18 protein-coding genes are annotated in these 15,987 nt (G+C 70.9%); 9 read left to right on the top strand and 9 right to left on the bottom strand.

All coding sequences use genetic code 11. From position 1 onward, the window contains the following. Window positions 1-3 precede the first annotated feature (3 nt). Window positions 4-1,443: a lipase maturation factor family protein gene (locus tag E3O23_RS07675; RefSeq protein ID WP_134489738.1), complete on the top strand. Its 1,440-nt coding sequence runs from the start codon at window positions 4-6 to the stop codon at window positions 1,441-1,443. Further along, complete coding sequence (locus tag E3O23_RS07670) at window positions 1,436-2,878, top strand: phytoene desaturase family protein (RefSeq protein WP_134489736.1); 1,443 nt, start codon at window positions 1,436-1,438, stop codon at window positions 2,876-2,878. The genes E3O23_RS07675 and E3O23_RS07670 overlap by 8 nt, the downstream gene beginning before the upstream one ends. Before the next feature lie 94 nt (window positions 2,879-2,972). Here E3O23_RS07670 and E3O23_RS07665 read toward each other — a convergent pair whose 3' ends face one another. The 8 genes from E3O23_RS07665 to idi are packed head-to-tail and all read right to left on the bottom strand — an operon-like array spanning window position 2,973 to window position 9,026. Beyond that, window positions 2,973-3,371 (bottom strand): RNA-binding S4 domain-containing protein, encoded by a 399-nt coding sequence (locus E3O23_RS07665; RefSeq protein WP_134489734.1) that lies wholly within the window; start codon window positions 3,369-3,371, stop codon window positions 2,973-2,975. A gap of 23 nt (window positions 3,372-3,394) precedes the next feature. After that, on the bottom strand, window positions 3,395-4,297 hold the full coding sequence (locus tag E3O23_RS07660) for a prenyltransferase (protein ID WP_134489732.1): 903 nt from the start codon (window positions 4,295-4,297) through the stop codon (window positions 3,395-3,397). Continuing rightward, window positions 4,290-4,595, bottom strand: coding sequence for a lycopene cyclase domain-containing protein (locus tag E3O23_RS07655; protein ID WP_134489730.1), 306 nt, complete (start codon window positions 4,593-4,595; stop codon window positions 4,290-4,292). Before E3O23_RS07655 ends, E3O23_RS07660 begins: the two co-directional genes overlap by 8 nt. Further along, the gene (locus E3O23_RS07650; protein WP_134489728.1) at window positions 4,592-4,942 is read right to left on the bottom strand and encodes a lycopene cyclase domain-containing protein; all 351 of its coding nucleotides are present in this window, start codon (window positions 4,940-4,942) and stop codon (window positions 4,592-4,594) included. Before E3O23_RS07650 ends, E3O23_RS07655 begins: the two co-directional genes overlap by 4 nt. Then, window positions 4,939-6,570, bottom strand: coding sequence for a phytoene desaturase family protein (gene crtI, locus E3O23_RS18090; protein ID WP_241983376.1), 1,632 nt, complete (start codon window positions 6,568-6,570; stop codon window positions 4,939-4,941). The genes E3O23_RS07650 and crtI overlap by 4 nt, the downstream gene beginning before the upstream one ends. Beyond that, the gene (locus tag E3O23_RS18085; protein ID WP_166790444.1) at window positions 6,558-7,451 is read right to left on the bottom strand and encodes a phytoene/squalene synthase family protein; all 894 of its coding nucleotides are present in this window, start codon (window positions 7,449-7,451) and stop codon (window positions 6,558-6,560) included. Before E3O23_RS18085 ends, crtI begins: the two co-directional genes overlap by 13 nt. Next, window positions 7,448-8,494, bottom strand: a complete 1,047-nt coding sequence (locus tag E3O23_RS07640) for a polyprenyl synthetase family protein (protein WP_134489726.1) — start codon at window positions 8,492-8,494, stop codon at window positions 7,448-7,450. The genes E3O23_RS18085 and E3O23_RS07640 overlap by 4 nt, the downstream gene beginning before the upstream one ends. Further along, window positions 8,487-9,026: an isopentenyl-diphosphate Delta-isomerase gene (idi, locus tag E3O23_RS07635; protein ID WP_134489724.1), complete on the bottom strand. Its 540-nt coding sequence runs from the start codon at window positions 9,024-9,026 to the stop codon at window positions 8,487-8,489. Before idi ends, E3O23_RS07640 begins: the two co-directional genes overlap by 8 nt. A gap of 82 nt (window positions 9,027-9,108) precedes the next feature. Between idi and E3O23_RS07630 the strand changes: the two genes are divergently transcribed. Genes E3O23_RS07630 through E3O23_RS07620 form a run of 3 tightly spaced genes read left to right on the top strand, consistent with a single transcriptional unit; the run spans window position 9,109 to window position 10,695 of the window. Further along, entirely contained in the window at window positions 9,109-9,663 is a 555-nt protein-coding gene (locus E3O23_RS07630) for a MarR family winged helix-turn-helix transcriptional regulator (RefSeq protein ID WP_134489722.1), read from the top strand. Beyond that, the gene (locus E3O23_RS07625; RefSeq protein WP_134489720.1) at window positions 9,660-10,187 is read left to right on the top strand and encodes an adenine phosphoribosyltransferase; all 528 of its coding nucleotides are present in this window, start codon (window positions 9,660-9,662) and stop codon (window positions 10,185-10,187) included. The genes E3O23_RS07630 and E3O23_RS07625 overlap by 4 nt, the downstream gene beginning before the upstream one ends. Window positions 10,188-10,242: 55 nt before the next feature. Then, window positions 10,243-10,695: an NUDIX domain-containing protein gene (locus tag E3O23_RS07620; protein WP_134489718.1), complete on the top strand. Its 453-nt coding sequence runs from the start codon at window positions 10,243-10,245 to the stop codon at window positions 10,693-10,695. A gap of 52 nt (window positions 10,696-10,747) precedes the next feature. On the opposite strand, the gene E3O23_RS07615 is transcribed toward E3O23_RS07620, so the two are convergent. Then, complete coding sequence (locus tag E3O23_RS07615) at window positions 10,748-13,174, bottom strand: ATP-dependent DNA ligase (protein WP_134489716.1); 2,427 nt, start codon at window positions 13,172-13,174, stop codon at window positions 10,748-10,750. A gap of 68 nt (window positions 13,175-13,242) precedes the next feature. Between E3O23_RS07615 and ku the strand changes: the two genes are divergently transcribed. From ku to ftsR, 4 genes are read left to right on the top strand one after another with little or no spacing between them, the layout of a single operon-like run. Then, window positions 13,243-14,109 carry a non-homologous end joining protein Ku gene (gene ku, locus E3O23_RS07610; RefSeq protein WP_134489715.1) on the top strand — a complete coding sequence of 289 codons (867 nt, stop codon included), beginning with the start codon at window positions 13,243-13,245 and terminating at the stop codon, window positions 14,107-14,109. Window positions 14,110-14,159: 50 nt separating this feature from the next. After that, complete coding sequence (locus tag E3O23_RS07605; RefSeq protein WP_241983375.1) at window positions 14,160-14,777, top strand: CDP-alcohol phosphatidyltransferase family protein; 618 nt, start codon at window positions 14,160-14,162, stop codon at window positions 14,775-14,777. After that, window positions 14,770-15,267, top strand: a complete 498-nt coding sequence (locus E3O23_RS07600; RefSeq protein ID WP_134489713.1) for an FHA domain-containing protein — start codon at window positions 14,770-14,772, stop codon at window positions 15,265-15,267. The genes E3O23_RS07605 and E3O23_RS07600 overlap by 8 nt, the downstream gene beginning before the upstream one ends. Next, window positions 15,267-15,965 carry a transcriptional regulator FtsR gene (gene ftsR / locus E3O23_RS07595; RefSeq protein WP_134489711.1) on the top strand — a complete coding sequence of 233 codons (699 nt, stop codon included), beginning with the start codon at window positions 15,267-15,269 and terminating at the stop codon, window positions 15,963-15,965. The genes E3O23_RS07600 and ftsR overlap by 1 nt, the downstream gene beginning before the upstream one ends. Window positions 15,966-15,987: the final 22 nt, after the last annotated feature.

Genomic DNA, 15,987 nt, shown 5'->3' with positions numbered 1-15,987 from the left:
ACGATGGACTGGTTCGCGGCGGGCGACTACGAATTCGCGCGGCAGGTCCTGCAGCGCGGGGTAGCCGCCTGCTACCTGGTCGGCTTCGTCGGGGCGATCAACCAGTTCCCGGCGCTGCTGGGCGAGCACGGCCTGCTGCCGCTGGCGCGTTTCGTGGCGCGCATCCGGTTCCGGCAGTCGCCGAGCGTCTTCCACTGGCGCTATTCCGACCGGATGCTGCTGGCCATCGCCTGGGCCGGCGCGGCCGTGTCAGCGTCCCTGGTGGCCGGCCTGCCCCAGCTGGCGCCGCCCTGGCTGCCGATGCTGCTCTTCCTGCTGCTCTGGGCGGGCTACCTCTCGATCGTCAACGTGGGCCAGACGTTCTACTCCTTCGGCTGGGAGAGCCTGCTGATCGAGGCCGGGTTCGTCGTCGCCTTCCTCGGCTCCAACGAGGTCGCCCCGCCCGTGACGGTCATCTTCTTCCTCCGCTGGCTCGTCTTCCGCCTGGAGTTCGGCGCCGGCCTGATCAAGATTCGCGGCGGGCAGGAGTGGCGCGACCTGACCGCGCTCTTCTACCACCACGAGACCCAACCGATGCCGAATCCGGTGAGCTGGTTCGTGCACCATCTGCCGAAATGGTTCCACCGCGGCGAGGTGCTCGGCAACCACTTCGTGCAGTTGGTCGTGCCGTTCTTCCTCTTCGCCCCGCAACCGGTGGCATCCGTCGCCGCGGCCGTCGTGATCCTCACCCAGCTCTGGCTCGTGCTCACCGGCAATTTCGCCTGGCTGAACTGGATCACCATCGTGCTCGCCTTCGCCGCCGTAGACGACAACGCCTTCCGGTTCGTGCTGCCGTGGCTGCCGCCGCCCGGCGCCGTCCGGGAGACGCCGCTGTGGTTCATCGTGGTGGTGCTCGCGGCCACCCTGTTCCTGCTCGTGCTCAGCTACCAGCCCGCCCGCAACCTGCTCTCGCGGCGCCAGCTGATGAACGCCAGCTTCAACCGCTACCACCTCGTGAACGCCTACGGGGCGTTCGGCACGGTCACCAAGGACCGCTTCGAGGTGGTCGTCGAAGGCAGCGACGCCGAGGATCCCGCCGACGAGTCCGCCTGGCGCGCGTACGAGTTCCGCGGCAAGCCGGGGGACCCACGGCGGATGCCCCGCCAGTTCGCGCCCTACCACCTGCGCCTCGACTGGGTGATGTGGTTCCTCGCCCTGGGCTCGCGGGACACGAGGTGGTTCGAGACCTTCATCGTGCGCCTGCTCGAGGGGGACCGGCCGACCCTGCGGATGCTCCGGGTCAACCCGTTCCCGCAGGGGCCGCCCCGCCGCATCCGCGCGCGGGTATTCCTCTACCGGTATACGACGCCGGCCGAGCGGCGCGCGACGGGGGACTGGTGGGTGCGCACGGAGGTCGGCCTGCTCGTCGCCCCGGTAGCCCTGTCGGGGCAAGCCCGTGCTTGACGTCAACATCGTCGGCTCCGGACCCAACGGCCTCGCCGCGGCGGTCGTCTTCGCCCGCGCCGGGCTGTCGGTGCGGGTGACCGAGCGGGCCGTAACCCCGGGTGGCGGGCTGCGGACGGAGGCGCTGACCCTCCCGGGCTACCGGCACGACAGCTGCTCCGCCGTGCACCCGGCCGCGCTCGCCTCGCCGTTCTTCCGCGAGTTCCAACTGACCACCCGGGTGCCGTTCGTGACGCCCGAGGTCTCCTACGCGCATCCGCTGGACGGGGGGCGTGCCGCGATCGCGTACCGCGACCTCGACCGCACGGCCGATCGCCTCGGGAAGGGCGGGCCGGCCTGGGCGCGGTTGTTCCGGCCGCTGGTGGACCGTCTCGACGGGGTCGTGGCCTTCACCGGCAACCAGCTGCTGCGCTGGCCGGACGACCCTGCCGCCGTGCTCCGTTACGGGATCGACGTGCTGGAGCTGGGCACGGTTCTCGGCCGGGACCGGCTGCGGGGCGCGGATGCCGCAGCGCTCTTCGCCGGCGTGGCCGCCCACGCGGCCGGACGGCAGCCGTCGCTCGCGACCGCCGGGGCCGGCCTGCTGCTCGCCGCGCACGCCCACGCACGGGGCTGGGGCTACCCGCTCGGCGGCTCCCAGTCCATCGCCGACGCCCTGGTCGCCGATCTCACCGCGCACGGCGGGAGCCTGCGCCTGGCGACGGAGGTCCACTCGATCGGCGACCTCGAGCCGGCACGCGTCACCATGCTGGACACCTCGCCCGCGTTCCTCGCGCGCTTCGCCAGGCTGTCCCTGCCCCTCGGCTACCGGCGCGCACTCGACCGCTACCGCTACGGCCCCGGGGTAGCCAAGGTGGACTTCGCCCTGTCCGGTCCCGTCCCCTGGACGAACCCGGAGGTCGCCCTCGCTCCCACCGTGCACCTGGGTGGCAGCCGGGCGGAGGTGGCCGCCGCCGAACGGGCGGTGTCCCGGGGGAGGCACGCCGAGCATCCGTTCGTGCTGGTCACCCAGCCGAGCGTGCTCGACCACACGCGGGCGCCGGCCGGACACCAGGTGCTCTGGGCGTACACGCACGTGCCCGCCGGCTCGAACGTCGACCTGACGGATGCCATCACGCGCCGGATCGAGGAGTTCGCGCCGGGCTTCCGGGACACCATCCTGGCCTCCGCCTCGCTCACGGCGCAGGGGATGGCCGAGCACGACCCGAACTTCGTCGGCGGCGACATCCTCGGCGGGAAGGTGACCGTGCGGCAGCTGGTCAGGAGGCCCGTCCTGTCGAGGCGACCCTGGCAGACCCCGGTGCCGGGCCTCTACCTGTGCTCCGCCTCGACGCCGCCGGGCCCGGCAGTGCACGGGATGAACGGCTGGTACGCGGCGACCCTCGCCCTCCGGGACGAGTTCGGGATCACGGTCCCGCCGTCCCTGGCGCCCTGACCGCCGCCCAACTGCCCAACTGTCGCCAATTCGGACGACTGTTCCCGGTGCGCCGGCAACAGTTGTCCGGCTGGGGAACAGTTGCGCGGATGCTCTAGTCGTCGTCGGGAAGGTCGGTGCGCGAGGCGCCGCGCAGCTTGTCGATGTCGCGGCGTTCGCGCTTGGTCGGCCGGCCGGCCCCGCGGTCGCGCATGGGCACGAGCGCGACCTCCTCACGCGGCGGGGGAGGCGGGGTCTTGTCCACGTAGCATTCGGCCGCCACCGGGGCGCCGACGCGTTTGGAGACGATCCGGGCCACGACGAGCACCCGGTCGAAGCCGGCGCTGCGCACCCGCACCTCGTCGCCAACGCGCACGGCCTGGGCCGATTTGACCTTGTCACCGTTGACCCGGACGTGGCCGGCCCGGCACGCGGCCGTGGCCTGGGAACGAGTGCGGAACATCCGCACCGCCCAGGTCCAGCTGTCCACGCGCGCGGTGGTGACGGGATCCATCCCCCGACTCTACGCGGGCGGGCTCAGCTTCCCCGGACGGCCACCCAGGCGATGAGCAGCATGGTCACCAGGAAGCCGGTGAGGAAGTTGAGCCACAGGAAGCGTTTCCACCCGGCGTTGGCGGCGTCGGCCCGGTCGTCGGGGATCGACCGGTACGGCCACGCGGCCAGGATGTAGGGGAGGGCGAGCACGGCGGCCAGCGGTCCCGGCCAGTCCGTCGCGAGCATGAGCAGGCCGGCCAGGGCCCACCCGGTGATCGCGAGGCGCACCGTGCGGGCGGCGCCGAACGCGGTCGCGATCGACGCGATCCCGGCCTGCCGGTCTGGCACGACATCCTGCACGGCGCCGAAGGCGTGGCTCGCCATGCCCCAGAGGAAGAACGCGGCCAGCAGCGCACCGAGTCCGGGGGTGACGACCGCCCCGGCCACGGCGAGGCCGTAGACGGCCGGGCTCACGAAGTGCGTGCTCGAGGTGATCGAGTCGAGCACCGGCCGTTCCTTGAAGCGAAGCCCGGGCACCGAGTAGGCGACGACGGCGAAGAGGCTGAGCGCCAGGACGAACCAGGACCCCGGATGCTCCGCCCCGGCCAGCACCAGCATCAGGACCAGCAGGGGAGCCGCGGTGATCACGCCGGCGGCCATGACCGTGCGGTGCAGCCCAGGGTCGAGGAGGGCGCCCTCCGCGCCGCCCTTGCGCGGATTGCGCAGGTCGGACTCGTAGTCGAAGACGTCGTTGATGCCGTACATCAGGAGGTTGTAGGGCACGAGGAAGAAGAGCGTGCCGACCAGGAGCAGGGCGTCGACCCGGCCGGTGGTCACCACATAGGCCGCGGCGAACGGGAAGGCGGTGTTGATCCAGCTCAGCGGCCTGGAGGACAACAGCACCTGGCGCGCCTTCCAGCCCGTCGACGTGCGCGCCTCACTCATGTCGCGTCCCCAGCAGCGCCCACACGGCGGGGAGCAGGATCGCGGCGGCGACCGGATAGGCGAAGTCCTCCAGCGGCGCCAGGCCCACCCGGAAGCCCATCAGCAGCGCCGGATCGTAGGCGACGAGCCCGACTGCGATCATGACGGTGTCGAACACCGCGGTGAGGACGAGCAGGACGGCCAGGGCGATCCCGGTCGCGGCCAGCCGGGTCCGGTCCAGGCGCCGCTGCTGCAGTGCGAGAGTGGCGACGGCGCCCGCGGCGGCGAGGAAGACGGCGTCCAGCAGCAGGTAGCTCATCGGGTCCGCCCCTTGGTCCGCCCGCTGGTGAGGGCGAGCCGGGTCAGGACCAGCTGCGCGCCCTGGACCAGGTTCATCGTCAGGTAGCAGAGGAAGGCGAGGAAGAAGAGCTCCTCCAGCGGGAGCTCCGGGGCCAGCTGCAGGCCCGTCATCAGGTTCGTGTCGCCCCGGTAGAAGATGCCGAAGCCGATGCCGAGGAGATCCCAGGCGAGGAAGAAGAGCACGCCGGCGCCGAGCACCCAGCCGGCCCGGCGGGCATCCCGCCAGAAGAACAGCCGGAACCTCCAGTCCAGCAGCACCATCGCGGCCAGGCAGGCCAGCAGGGTGAGCAGGTAGCCGGCGCTCACAGCGGCTCCGGGAGCGGCCCGGTTGACGTGTCGGAGCGGATGCGCTTGACCAGGATCTCGGCGCTGATCAGGCACATCGGCAGGCCTATCCCCGGGATGGTGGTGCCGCCGGCGTAGTAGAGCCCGTCGACCCTGGCCGAGGCGTTCGAGCCGCGCAGGAAGGCGCTCTGCCGCAGGGTGTGCCCCGGCCCGAGCGCGCCCCCGCGCCAGGAGTTGAGGTCCTCGGCGAAGTCGGCCGGCCCGACGGTGCGGCGCACGACGATGCGCTCCGTCAGGTCGGGGATGCCCGCCCACTCCGACAGCTGGCCGATCGCGGCATCCGCGATGGCCTCGATCGCGGCGTCACCGGCGCCGGCGATGCCGCCGCGACCCAGGGACGGGTCGGCGGGGATCGGCACGAGCAGGAACAGGTTCGCCGTGCCAGGCGGCGCCACCGTGGCGTCGGTCGCGCTGGGCATGCAGGCATAGAAGGATGCCGGCGTCGGAACGCTCGGGTTCTTGCCGAAGATCTTGCCGAAGTTCTCCTTCCAGTCCGTGGTGAAGAACAGGGTGTGGTGCTCGAGCTCGGGCAGCTCGCCCGAGACGCCGAGCATGACCAGCACCGCACCGGGGCCGGAGACGCGGCGCTGCCACCATCGCTCCGGATAGGTCCGCTGCTCCGCCGGCACCAGTTCGGTCTCGGTGTGGTGGAGGTCGGCCGCCGAAACGACGACGTCGCACTCGAGCTCGACCGTGGTTCCGTCCGGCCCGAGGTAGCTCACCCCGGTGACCGCGCTCGCCGAGGAACGGCCGCCGCCGCTCCGGCCGAGGCGTTTCCTGCCGGTTGTCTCGCGGGTGGCCGTGCCGATCGCGCTCACGCGCGACCCGGTGAGCACGCGAACGCCCTCCGCCCGGGTGAGGCCGGCGATGCTGTCGATGACGCGGGTGAAGCCGCCCTGCGGGTAGAGCACCCCGTCGGCCAGGTCGAGGTAGCTCATCAGGTGGTACATCGACGGCGTGCTGCCGGGCGACGAGCCGAGGAAGACGGCGGGAAAGCCGAGGATCTGCCGCAGCCGGGGGTCTCGGAAGTACCCAGCGGCGAACCGGTCGAGGGGCTGCAGCAGGAGCCGGGCCAGCCTGCCGAGGCGGCCGAGGACCGCCCGGTCGAGGAACGGGCGGAAGGAGGCGAAGCTCGTGTAGAGGAAGCGCTCGACGGCCATCCGGTAGGTGTCCTCGGCCGAGTCGAGGTAGCGGTCGAGGGCGGCTCCCGCACCCGGCTCGAGCCGTTCGAACGTGCGCACGTTCGTTTCGCGGTCGGCAGCGATGTCGACAGGCTCGGCCTGGGCCTCGAAGTAGACGCGGTAGCCGGGGTCGAGCCGGGTGAGCTCGAGCTGTTCGGAAGCGCTGGTGCCGAGCAGTCGGTAGAAGTGGTCGAACACCTCCGGCATGAGGTACCACGACGGCCCGGTGTCGAACCGGAAGCCGTCGGCGTCCCAGCTGCCCGCGCGTCCGCCCAGCTCCCCCCTGGCCTCGAGCAGCGTCACGTCATGGCCCTCGCGGGCGAGCAGGGCGGCGCTCGCCAGCCCGGCGATGCCTCCGCCGATGACCACCGTGCGCGTGCGCCTGGCGTGCCGGGTCACCGCTTCCACGTCCCGGCGCCGAGGGTCGCCGCGACGGCGATCACGAGTTTCTCGGCATCCGGAACCCGCACCCTGGCCCGCAGGAGCTGCTGCGCCGGGGTGCCCCGGAGCCGGCTGGACAGGCGGGAGAAGAGGTGGTGGGCGAGCGTGACCGCTCGGCGGCTCCCGCCGGGCAGCATGGGCAGCACGTGCTCCGCGGCGGCCAGGTCGGCATCGATGTCGTCGAGGATCCGGTCCTTCTCGACATCGGTCATGGTGGCGACGTCGAGCCCGGGGAAGTAGTTCCGGCCGAGGGTGTCGCGGTCGCAGGCGAGGTCGCGGAGGAAGTTGACCTTCTGGAAGGCGGCGCCGAGGCGCCGGGCGCCGTCTTCGAGCAGCGCCCGCTCCGTCGTCGTCACCGAGGTCTCCTGGATGAAGCAGCGCAGGCACATGAGGCCGATGACCTCCGCCGAGCCGTAGATGTACGCGGCGACGCCCTCCTCGGTGAACGGCGAGGGGTCGAGGTCGCGGCGCATGGACGCGAAGAACGGCGCGGTGAGACGGAAATCGATGCCGACCAGGCGTGCGGTGGTGGCGAAGGCGTGCACGACCAGGTTGGTGCTGTAACCGCCGTGGATCGCCCGCTCGGTCTCGCGTTCGAGGTCGTCGAGCTGTTCACGCTGGGCGGCCACGTCCAGTCCGGCCCCGGTCGCAGCGCCGTCGACGATCTCATCGGCGATCCGCACCAGCGCGTACACGGTTCGGACCTGGCTCCGCACGGTCGGGGAGAGCAGCCGGGTGGCCAGCCCGAAGGAGGTCGAGTATGCGTCGATCACGGTGGCCGAACTGGCCCGCGCCGCCGCGTTGTACTGGTCGATGTCGGTCGACTGCGCCCTCGCCCGCCGCGTCATCGGAACCGGTTGACGGCGGAGTCCGCGAGGGCGGTCAGCGTGCTGCGCAGCTCGGCGGGGATGAGGGGGGTGTCCAGCGCCTCCACGGCCTTCGCCGCGTGGTCCCTGGCGAGTTCGTCCGCGGCCTGCGGGGCGCCGCAGTCGCGGAGCAGGCCCCTGGCCAGCTCGGCCTCCGGCTCGGTCAGGTCGGTCTTGCCGATGAACGGCGCGATCGCCGGCCAGTGGATCGTGGAGCCGGCGTGGGCGATGAGGGCTGTCTGCTTGCCCTCGCGCAGGTCGGCCAGGGCGCTCTTGCCGGTCCGGGCCGGGTCGCCGAAGACGCCGAGGATGTCATCGGTGATCTGGAAGGCCACGCCCACCAGTCGTCCGTAGCGCCCGAGCACGTCGATGGCCGTGTCGGTCGCCCCGGACAGCACCGCGCCGGCCTGCAGCGGCGCCTCGAAGGAGTAGATGGCCGTCTTCTGTTCGAGCGTCGCGATCACCTCGGTGACACCGAGCGGATGCGGCCGGGCGGCGTTCGTGACATCCGCCAGTTCGCCCGCGGCGGAGACGAAAACCGCGCGATCGAGGAGGTCGAGCAACCTGATCCGCCGCCCCGTGTCCACCGGCAGCCTGGCCAGGATACGGTGGGCCTCGCTGAGCGCGAGGTCACCGGCGAGGATGGCCGCCGTGACCGCCCAGGCGCTGGCCTGCCCGCTCGCGGCGCCGTGCGCGAGGGCGCGGTCGCTGAACTGCCCGGCGATGTTCGCGATGCCGCGCCGGGCCAGGTCGCGGTCGATCACGTCGTCGTGGATGAGGAAGGCCGTGTGCAGCAGCTCGAAGCTCACCGCGACGGGCGTGACGAGGGAGAGGTCGCGGCCCCCGAAGCCGGCGTACGCGGCCAGGACCATCGCCGGGCGTACTCGTTTGCCGCCCGTGCTCGCCTGTTCGAGGCAGTCCCACAGGGCGACGTAGTGCTCGCCGTAATCACTCGCGCGCAGCCGGGCCGCCGCGAAGTAGCGTTGCAGTTCCGTTTCGACCCCCGCTGTCGCGATCTCAGGCACGGAAGCGCTCCAGCTCCTGCACCTGCAGGACCAGCCACGGGCTGAACGCCCACGGTGCGTCGCGCACGGCGCTGCGGAGGGTGTCCGGGTTGGCCCACCGGTGCTCCATCACCTCGAGGGGGTTCGGTTCCGGTTCAGCCGAGGTCGTGGCCACATAGACCGGGCAGAGCTCGTTCTCCACGGTGCCCGAGCTGTCCGTCGCCCGGTAGCGGAAGAGGGGGAGGGCGACGGAGATGTCGTCGATGTCGAGGCCGAGTTCGAAGCGCGCTCGCCGGGTGACCGCGTTCGTGAGCGGTTCGGCCGGCAGCGGATGCCCGCAGAACGAGTTCGTCCAGACACCGGGCCACGCCTTCTTCTCGAGCGCCCGCCGGGTCATCAGCACCTCACCGCGATCGTTGAAGACATAGCAGGAGAAGGCGAGGTGGAACGAGGTGTCCGCGCCGTGCACGCTGTCCTTGGGTGCCGTGCCGATTTCACGCCCCTCCTGATCAAGCAGGATGACGTGTTCCACGAGTGATTCTGCGGTCTGCACGGCCGTACTCCCTCTTCTGTGAGCCAAGATACCCGAAAAAGTGCCTAACCAAGTTAGCTACATCTCACGTTAGCATGGGGCTATGCCTGATCGAGAAGACACGGAAGCCCCCTCGGCCTCCTATTGGTACCGGGCGGACGATGACGAGGTGGTCCGCGCCATGCGCGTTCTCGAGGCCCTGCGGCGCTTCCGGGCGGCCGACAGCGCCATGCGTCACCGCACCCAGGCCGAGATGGACATGAACGAGACCGACCTCCTGGCCATCCGGCACCTCATCTCCGCGGAGGCCAGGGGGGCCGCGGTCAGCCCGAAGGATCTCAGCAAGGTGCTGGGCGTCTCCTCCGCCGCGACCGCCAAACTGCTGTCCCGGCTCGTCGGTTCCGGGCACATTCGGCGCGAGCCGCACCCGAGCGATCGACGGGCGCAGGTGCTCCACGCGACGCCGGGCGCGCACCAGGAGGTGCGGGCCACGCTCTCCGCGATGCACGGGCGGATGCTGGATGTCGCCGAGGGCCTCACCGGCGCCCAGCAGAAGGCCGTCATCCACTTCCTGGACACGCTCAGCGCTGCCGTGTCGTCGCCCGACGTCGCCCCTCGCGCCCCGGGCGCCGGGCCAGCGCCTACGCTGGACCGGTGACTTCTCCCGCCGCCCAGCACGTTCATTCCCTCCTGGCCTCATACCCGGACTTCCCGCAACCGGGCATCATGTTCAGCGATCTTAACCCCGTCTTCGCCAACGCCGCGGCATTCCGCACCATCGTCGACGAGCTGGTCGAGGGCTACCACGGGCGCTTCGACGCGGTTGCCGGCATCGAGGCGCGCGGATTCCTGCTCGCCGCGGCCGTCGGCTACGCGGCGGATGTTGCCGTGCTCGCCGTCCGCAAGGGCGGCAAGCTGCCCGGTACCGTCCTGACAGAGGAGTACGACCTCGAATACGGCTCGGCCCGCCTGGAGCTCGAGGTCGGCCAGCTGCCGGCCGGCTCCCGCGTGCTCGTCCTCGACGACGTCCTGGCCACGGGAGGCACCGTCGCGGCGACGTCTCGCCTGATCGAGCGCGCCGGGTACACCCTCGCCGGGGTCGGCGTCGTCGTCGAGCTCACGGGCCTGGCCGGACGAAGCCGGCTCGGCGACACGACCGTGCACGCGGTCGTCTCGATCTGACGCCTCCGGCGAACTCGTCCAGCGAACTGGGCTGCTGGTGAGGCATGCTGGAACCATGAGCGGCAGCGGCGATAACTGGGTCTACGCCCCCGACGGCCGTAAGTTCTGGGGCCGATTCGGGGCTGCGGGCCTGCTGGTGCACCACCTCGAGCTCGGCGTTCTGCTGCAACACCGCGCGGCCTGGAGCCACTTCGGTGACTCCTGGGGTCTCCCCGGCGGCGCCCGGCATGAACACGAAACCGTGCTGGAGGCTGCCGTCCGCGAGGCGGAGGAAGAGGCCGGCGTCCCGGCCCACCTGCTCCGGGTCCAGTTCACCTCCGTGCTCGACCTGGGCTTCTGGTCCTACACAACGGTGGTCGTGCACGCGACGGCGCGCTTCGAACCGGTGATCAGCGACCGGGAGAGCATCGCGCTGCGCTGGGTCCCGATCCCCGAGGTCGACGAGCTGCCGCTTCATCCGGGCTTCGCGGAGAGCTGGCCCGAGCTGCGGGCCCGGCTCACGCCGTAGGCTGGCAGCCGTCAGCCGGCACGCGTCGGCCCGCACCCGTCGCCCGGACCTGTCAGTTCGGCGCGGGCTCCTCCCGCACGACATCGGCGGGGGACTTGTCCGGGCGCCAGCCTCGCCAGGACGGCTGCCGCAGCCGGCCGGACGAGGTCCATTCGGCAAACTCGACCTCCCCGACCAGGACCGGCCGCACCCAGGTGGCTCCGCGGGCGTCGATGGACGGCACGTCGGCGAACGGGCTCGTCTTCCGCGCCAGCGGCGTCAGCCGGCTGAGGGCGTCGGCCAGGTCGCGGTCGCGGAACCCGGTGCCCACCCGCCCCACGTACCGCAGGGATTCGCCATCCGGGATTCCCAGCAGCAGGGCGCCGATGCTGTCGGACCGGCGACCGTTGCCGGGGCGCCACCCGCCGACGACGACCTCCTGGCTGCGGTGGTGTTTGATCTTGAGCCACGTCCGCGTGCGCCGGCCCGCCAGATAGTCGCCCTCCCGTTGCTTGGCGATCACCCCCTCGAGACCGAGTTCGAGGCTGCTCCGGAACGCCGCAGTGAAGTCCCCGTCGAAGGCGGGCGGCACCTGGACCGTGGCGCTCCCGGTGACGGTCGACTCGAGTGCCCGGCGGCGCTCGAGGTATGAGTGCCCGGTGAGCGGCTCTCCGTCCAGCTCAAGCAGGTCGAAGGCCATGAAATGCACGGGCGTGCCGGCCCTGGCCGCGCGCACGTCCCGGGGAGCGCTCAGCCCCATCCGGGCCTGGAGCAGGCCGAAGTCGGGTCGGCCGCCGCGACCCGGCGCGACGACTTCCCCGTCGAGGACCGCCGAGTCGGCCCGCACCCCGCTGATGAGCCCGTCGACGATTTCGGGATACGCCGCCGTGACGTCGTTTCCCTTCCGGGTGAGCAGCCTCACGCTGCGTTCGGTGCCCTCCGTCGCCAGGTAAGCGATCGCCCGGATGCCGTCCCATTTCATCTCGAACGACCACTCGTCCTCCTCGCGCAGGTCGCTCGGCGAGCCGAGGGCCGCGAGCATCGGGGAGTACGGCCGGGAGGTGGCGCCCGGGGTCGTGGCGGTGGCGGCCAGGGCCGTGGCCCGCGACGCGGGCGACGCGGCCTTCATCAGGTGGATGAGCCAGTTCTTCTCATCCCCGTCCCGTCCGGTGTGGATGAGGGCGATCCGGCGCGGCCCGCCGAGGCCGCCGCCCGGCTCGCCGTGCAGGGTCGCGATGACCTCGTCGTCGCGCCACTTCTCCAGCTCGTACTCGCCGCTGTCCCAGATCGTGACCTCGCCGGCCCCGTATTCCCCGGCCGGGATGGTCCCCTCGAAGAAGCCGTATTCGAGCGGGTGGTCCTCGGTGTGCACGGCCAGGTGGTTCCGCGCCGGGTCTGTCGGCACGCCCTTCGGCAGCGCCCAGGACACGAGCACCCCGTCGCGCTCGAAGCGCAGGTCGTAGTGCAGCCGGCGGGCGTGGTGCTCCTGGATCACGAACGACCGGCCGGAGGAGGACGCGGCGGGGCCCTCCGGAACGGGTTCGGGGGTCCTGGCCTGGTCGCGTTTGCCGCGGTAGGCGGCCAGCCTGTCCTCGTCGGGCGGACCCTCCCGGGCACCGAGCAGGGACTCGAGCGGATCCCGGCGACGCTTCATCCGGGTGAGCACCTGTTCGAGGTCGAGCTGCTCGAGCCGCGGCGACGCCAGCTCACGCCAGGTCCGGGGCACGGCGACCATCGGGCGGAACATCCCCCGCAGCGAGTAGGGCGTGATCGTCGTCTTCGCCGCGTTGTTCTGGCTCCAGTCCACGAGCACCTTGCCGGCACGGCGGGCGATCTTCATGTCGCTGACGATGAGGTCGGGGTGGTCCGCCTCCAGCGCCCTGGCCAGCTCGTGCGCCACCTGGGACACCTGGTCCGAGGTATGGCTGAGGTCGAGCGCGGCGTAGAGGTGGATGCCCTTGCTCCCGCTGGTCACCGGAATCGGGTCGAGGTCCATGTCGCGCAGGATGGCGCGGGCGAGCCGGGCGACCTCGGCGCATTCGGCCAGGGTGACCCCCTCACCGGGGTCCAGGTCGAGCACGAGCCGGTCGGGATTCTTCGGGTTACCGCCGCGGCCGAACTGCCACTGAGGGACGTGGATTTCCAGCGCGGCCATCTGCGCCAGCCAGGTCAAAGTGGCCAGGTCGTTGACCAGCGGATACACGGCGTCGCGCGTCGTGTGCTCGATCCGGGCGCGCTTGACCCAGTCGGGAGTGCCGGCCGGGAGGTTCTTCTCGAAGAACACCTGCCCGGGGTCCTCCGGCGTCCCGACCCCGTGCACCCACCGCTTGCGCGTGGCCGGGCGGTTCCTCGCGTGCGGGATGAGCACGTCGGCCACGGCCGCGTAGTAACCGAGGACATCCGCCTTGGTGGTCCCGGTTTCGGGGTAGAGCACCTTGTCGAGGTTGGTGAGCCTGATCCGGCGGCCACCGACGAGGACGACCTGCTTGGTCTCGGCCATGGCATCAGCATGCCCTCGCGGCAGACCGGCGGCTAGCCCGCGGGGGCAGGGAGGTGTGTACTGGACGCATGAGATCGATCTGGAAGGGTGCGATCACCTTCGGTCTGGTCAATGTGCCGGTCAAGGTCTACAGCGCCACGGAAGACCACGACATCGCGCTGCACCAGGTGCACGACGCCGACGGCGGGCGCATCAAGTACCAGCGCCGCTGCGAGGTGTGCGGGCGCATCGTCGACTACGCGCACATCGCGAAGGCATTCGACGACGGCGACAAGACGGTGATCCTGACCGAGGAGGACATCAAGTCGCTGCCGGAAGAGCGGAGCCGCGACATCGACGTGGTCGAGTTCGTGCCGACCGAGCAACTCGACCCGATCATGTTCGAGCGCAGCTACTACCTCGAACCGGACGGCAAGTCGTCGAAGGCCTACGTGCTCCTGCGGCAGACCCTCGAGGCCACCGATCGCACCGCGATCGTGCACTTCGCGCTCCGGCAGAAGTCCCGCCTCGGCGCCCTGCGCGTGCGGGGCGACGTGCTGCTCCTGCAGTCGCTGCTCTGGGGCGATGAGATCCGCGAGGCGAGCTTCCCGGCGCTGGAGGAGAAGGTCGCGATCTCCGGCAAGGAACTCGACATGGCCGCGGCCCTCGTCGACTCGTTCGCCTCCGACTTCACCCCGCAGGACTTCACCGACGACTACCAGGAGCACCTGCGCGTGCTGATCGAGGCGAAACTCGCCCAGGGCGACGCGGTCGACACGGCCGCGACCTTCGGCGAGGAACCGACCGGCGAGGAGGCCGCCGGGGGAGCGGTGCTCGACCTGATGGAGGCTCTCCGCCGGAGCGTCGAACGCAGCCGCGGACCCGGTGGGAAACCGGATGCCGCGCAGTCCGCCGGCACCGGGAAGCGCGCGCGAGCGGCGAAGTCTTCGGCCTGACCGGCCGGGGTCCGCCGGGGCGCGGCGGGCAATCGCTAGACTCGGGAATTGTGACAGGGACAGCGGGAAACCAGGTGAGCACGAGGGTGTTGACGGTGCCCAATCTGCTCAGTTTCCTGCGGCTGCTTCTCGTCCCGGTCTTCCTGGTCCTCCTGGTGGTCGGAGAGGATGCCTGGGCGCTCCTCGTGCTCGCCGTGGCCAGCCTGACCGACTTCCTGGACGGCCTCATCGCCAGGCACTGGGGGCTGATCACCCGCCTGGGCCAGCTCCTCGACCCGGCGGCCGATCGGCTGTACATCTTCGCGGCGCTCCTCGGCCTGGCCTGGCGGGACGTGGTGCCCTGGTGGTTCGTCCTCCTCGTCGTCGGGCGGGATGTCTTCATGCTCGTCCTCGGCGTGATCCTCGCCAACTTCGGCTTCGGTCCGCTGCCGGTGCACCAGCTCGGCAAGGCCGCCACGTTCTGCCTCTTCTACGCCCTGCCGATGATCATGCTCGGCCAGGCCTTCCCGGAACTCGCCTGGTGGTCCCAGCCGGTGGGCTGGGCCTTCGGGCTGTGGGGCGTTTTCCTGTATTGGTGGGCCGGCGTCATCTACGCCGTCGAAACCGGCCGGGTGATTCGGATTCCGCGTGCCGATCCGTCCGCGCGATCCGATACGCTGGATGTCTAGGAGGTCTACGGTGGGCGATTTCGATCAGAAGAACGAACCCGAGCGCAGGCCTGCGCCCGAAAACACCGATACGACGCTGACTTTCAGCCAGGAGTTCGCGGCGCACCTTGCCGCGATCGACGGCGACGTCACGGCCGAAGAGCAGGAAGCCATCGCGGCGCTGCCGTCCGGATCGGCACTTCTCGTGGTTCGCCGGGGCCCCAATTCGGGGGCACGTTTCCTCCTCGACGCCGACGTCACGAGCGTCGGCCGGCACCCCAACGCCGACATCTTCCTCGATGACGTGACCGTGTCGCGCCGTCACGCCGAGTTCCTCCGCCACGGCAAGGCCTTCGAGGTCAAGGACCTCGGCTCGCTCAACGGCACCTACTTCGACGGCACCCGCATCGAATCGGCACGCCTGAGCGATGGCTCAGAGGTGCAGGTCGGCAAGTTCCGTCTCACGTTCTACGCCTCGCGGCTCGACCTCGCGCACCTGGCGAGCGAATAGTGCCCGCGACCGCCGCCCGGGCCAGAAACCCGGGTGCAGCGCCGCTATTGAGCATCGGCCAGGTCCTGGCCCGCCTGACGCCTGAATTCCCCGAGCTCACGCCGTCCAAGCTCCGGTTCCTCGAGGAGCAGGGCCTCGTCTCGCCGGCGCGCACCGAATCCGGGTACCGCAAGTTCTGCGCCGGCGACCTCGACCGGCTGCGTCTCATCCTGTCCATGCAGCGCGACTACTACCTGCCGCTGAAGGTCATCCGGAGCTACTTCGACGACCTCGATGCCGGGCTCTCGCCGACGCTGCCCGGCGGCGCCGTTCCCGGTGTGTCGATGCTGAGCGCGCTGCGCCGTTTCCGGCGAGACGAACTGGTGCGCGAGGCCGGGGCATCCGCGGCGCTCATGCACGACGCCGTTTCGGCGTCCATCATCCTGCCCGCCGACTACTACGGCGAAGACGCGCTGCACGTGCTGCGTGCCCTGGTCGAGTTGCAGCGCAGCGGAATCGAACCACGCCACCTCCGGGGATTCCGCGGCGCCGCAGAACGCGAGCTCGGCCTGATCGAGAGCGCCCTCGTGCCGCTGTCCAGACGCAAGGACCCGTCGAGTCGCGCCAAGGCCGCCGAGACTGCCGTCGAGATCGCCGGACAGCTGGAAATCATCCGCAGCAGCCTGATTCGCTCCGCACTGGGCCGACTCGCCAAGTAGGCCGTACACTGGGAATGCGACA

It is taken from the genome of Cryobacterium tagatosivorans (genome assembly GCF_004402215.1).
GTDB classification, from domain to species: Bacteria; Actinomycetota; Actinomycetes; order Actinomycetales; family Microbacteriaceae; genus Cryobacterium; species Cryobacterium tagatosivorans.
Note: the sequence above shows the minus strand (reverse complement) of the source record. Positions and strands in the feature narration are given on the sequence as shown.

Bases quoted from the DNA above. Each gene is read 5' to 3' on its own strand.
- E3O23_RS07675 (WP_134489738.1), top strand. From the start codon at position 4: ATGGACTGGTTCGCGGCGGGCGACTACGAATTCGCGCGGCAGGTCCTG.
- E3O23_RS07665 (WP_134489734.1), bottom strand. From the start codon at position 3,371: ATGGATCCCGTCACCACCGCGCGCGTGGACAGCTGGACCTGGGCGGTG.
- E3O23_RS07660 (WP_134489732.1), bottom strand. From the start codon at position 4,297: ATGAGTGAGGCGCGCACGTCGACGGGCTGGAAGGCGCGCCAGGTGCTG.
- E3O23_RS07655 (WP_134489730.1), bottom strand. From the start codon at position 4,595: ATGAGCTACCTGCTGCTGGACGCCGTCTTCCTCGCCGCCGCGGGCGCC.
- E3O23_RS18085 (WP_166790444.1), bottom strand. From the start codon at position 7,451: ATGACGCGGCGGGCGAGGGCGCAGTCGACCGACATCGACCAGTACAAC.
- E3O23_RS07630 (WP_134489722.1), top strand. From the start codon at position 9,109: ATGCCTGATCGAGAAGACACGGAAGCCCCCTCGGCCTCCTATTGGTAC.
- E3O23_RS07620 (WP_134489718.1), top strand. From the start codon at position 10,243: ATGAGCGGCAGCGGCGATAACTGGGTCTACGCCCCCGACGGCCGTAAG.
- E3O23_RS07615 (WP_134489716.1), bottom strand. From the start codon at position 13,174: ATGGCCGAGACCAAGCAGGTCGTCCTCGTCGGTGGCCGCCGGATCAGG.
- ku (WP_134489715.1), top strand. From the start codon at position 13,243: ATGAGATCGATCTGGAAGGGTGCGATCACCTTCGGTCTGGTCAATGTG.
- E3O23_RS07600 (WP_134489713.1), top strand. From the start codon at position 14,770: ATGTCTAGGAGGTCTACGGTGGGCGATTTCGATCAGAAGAACGAACCC.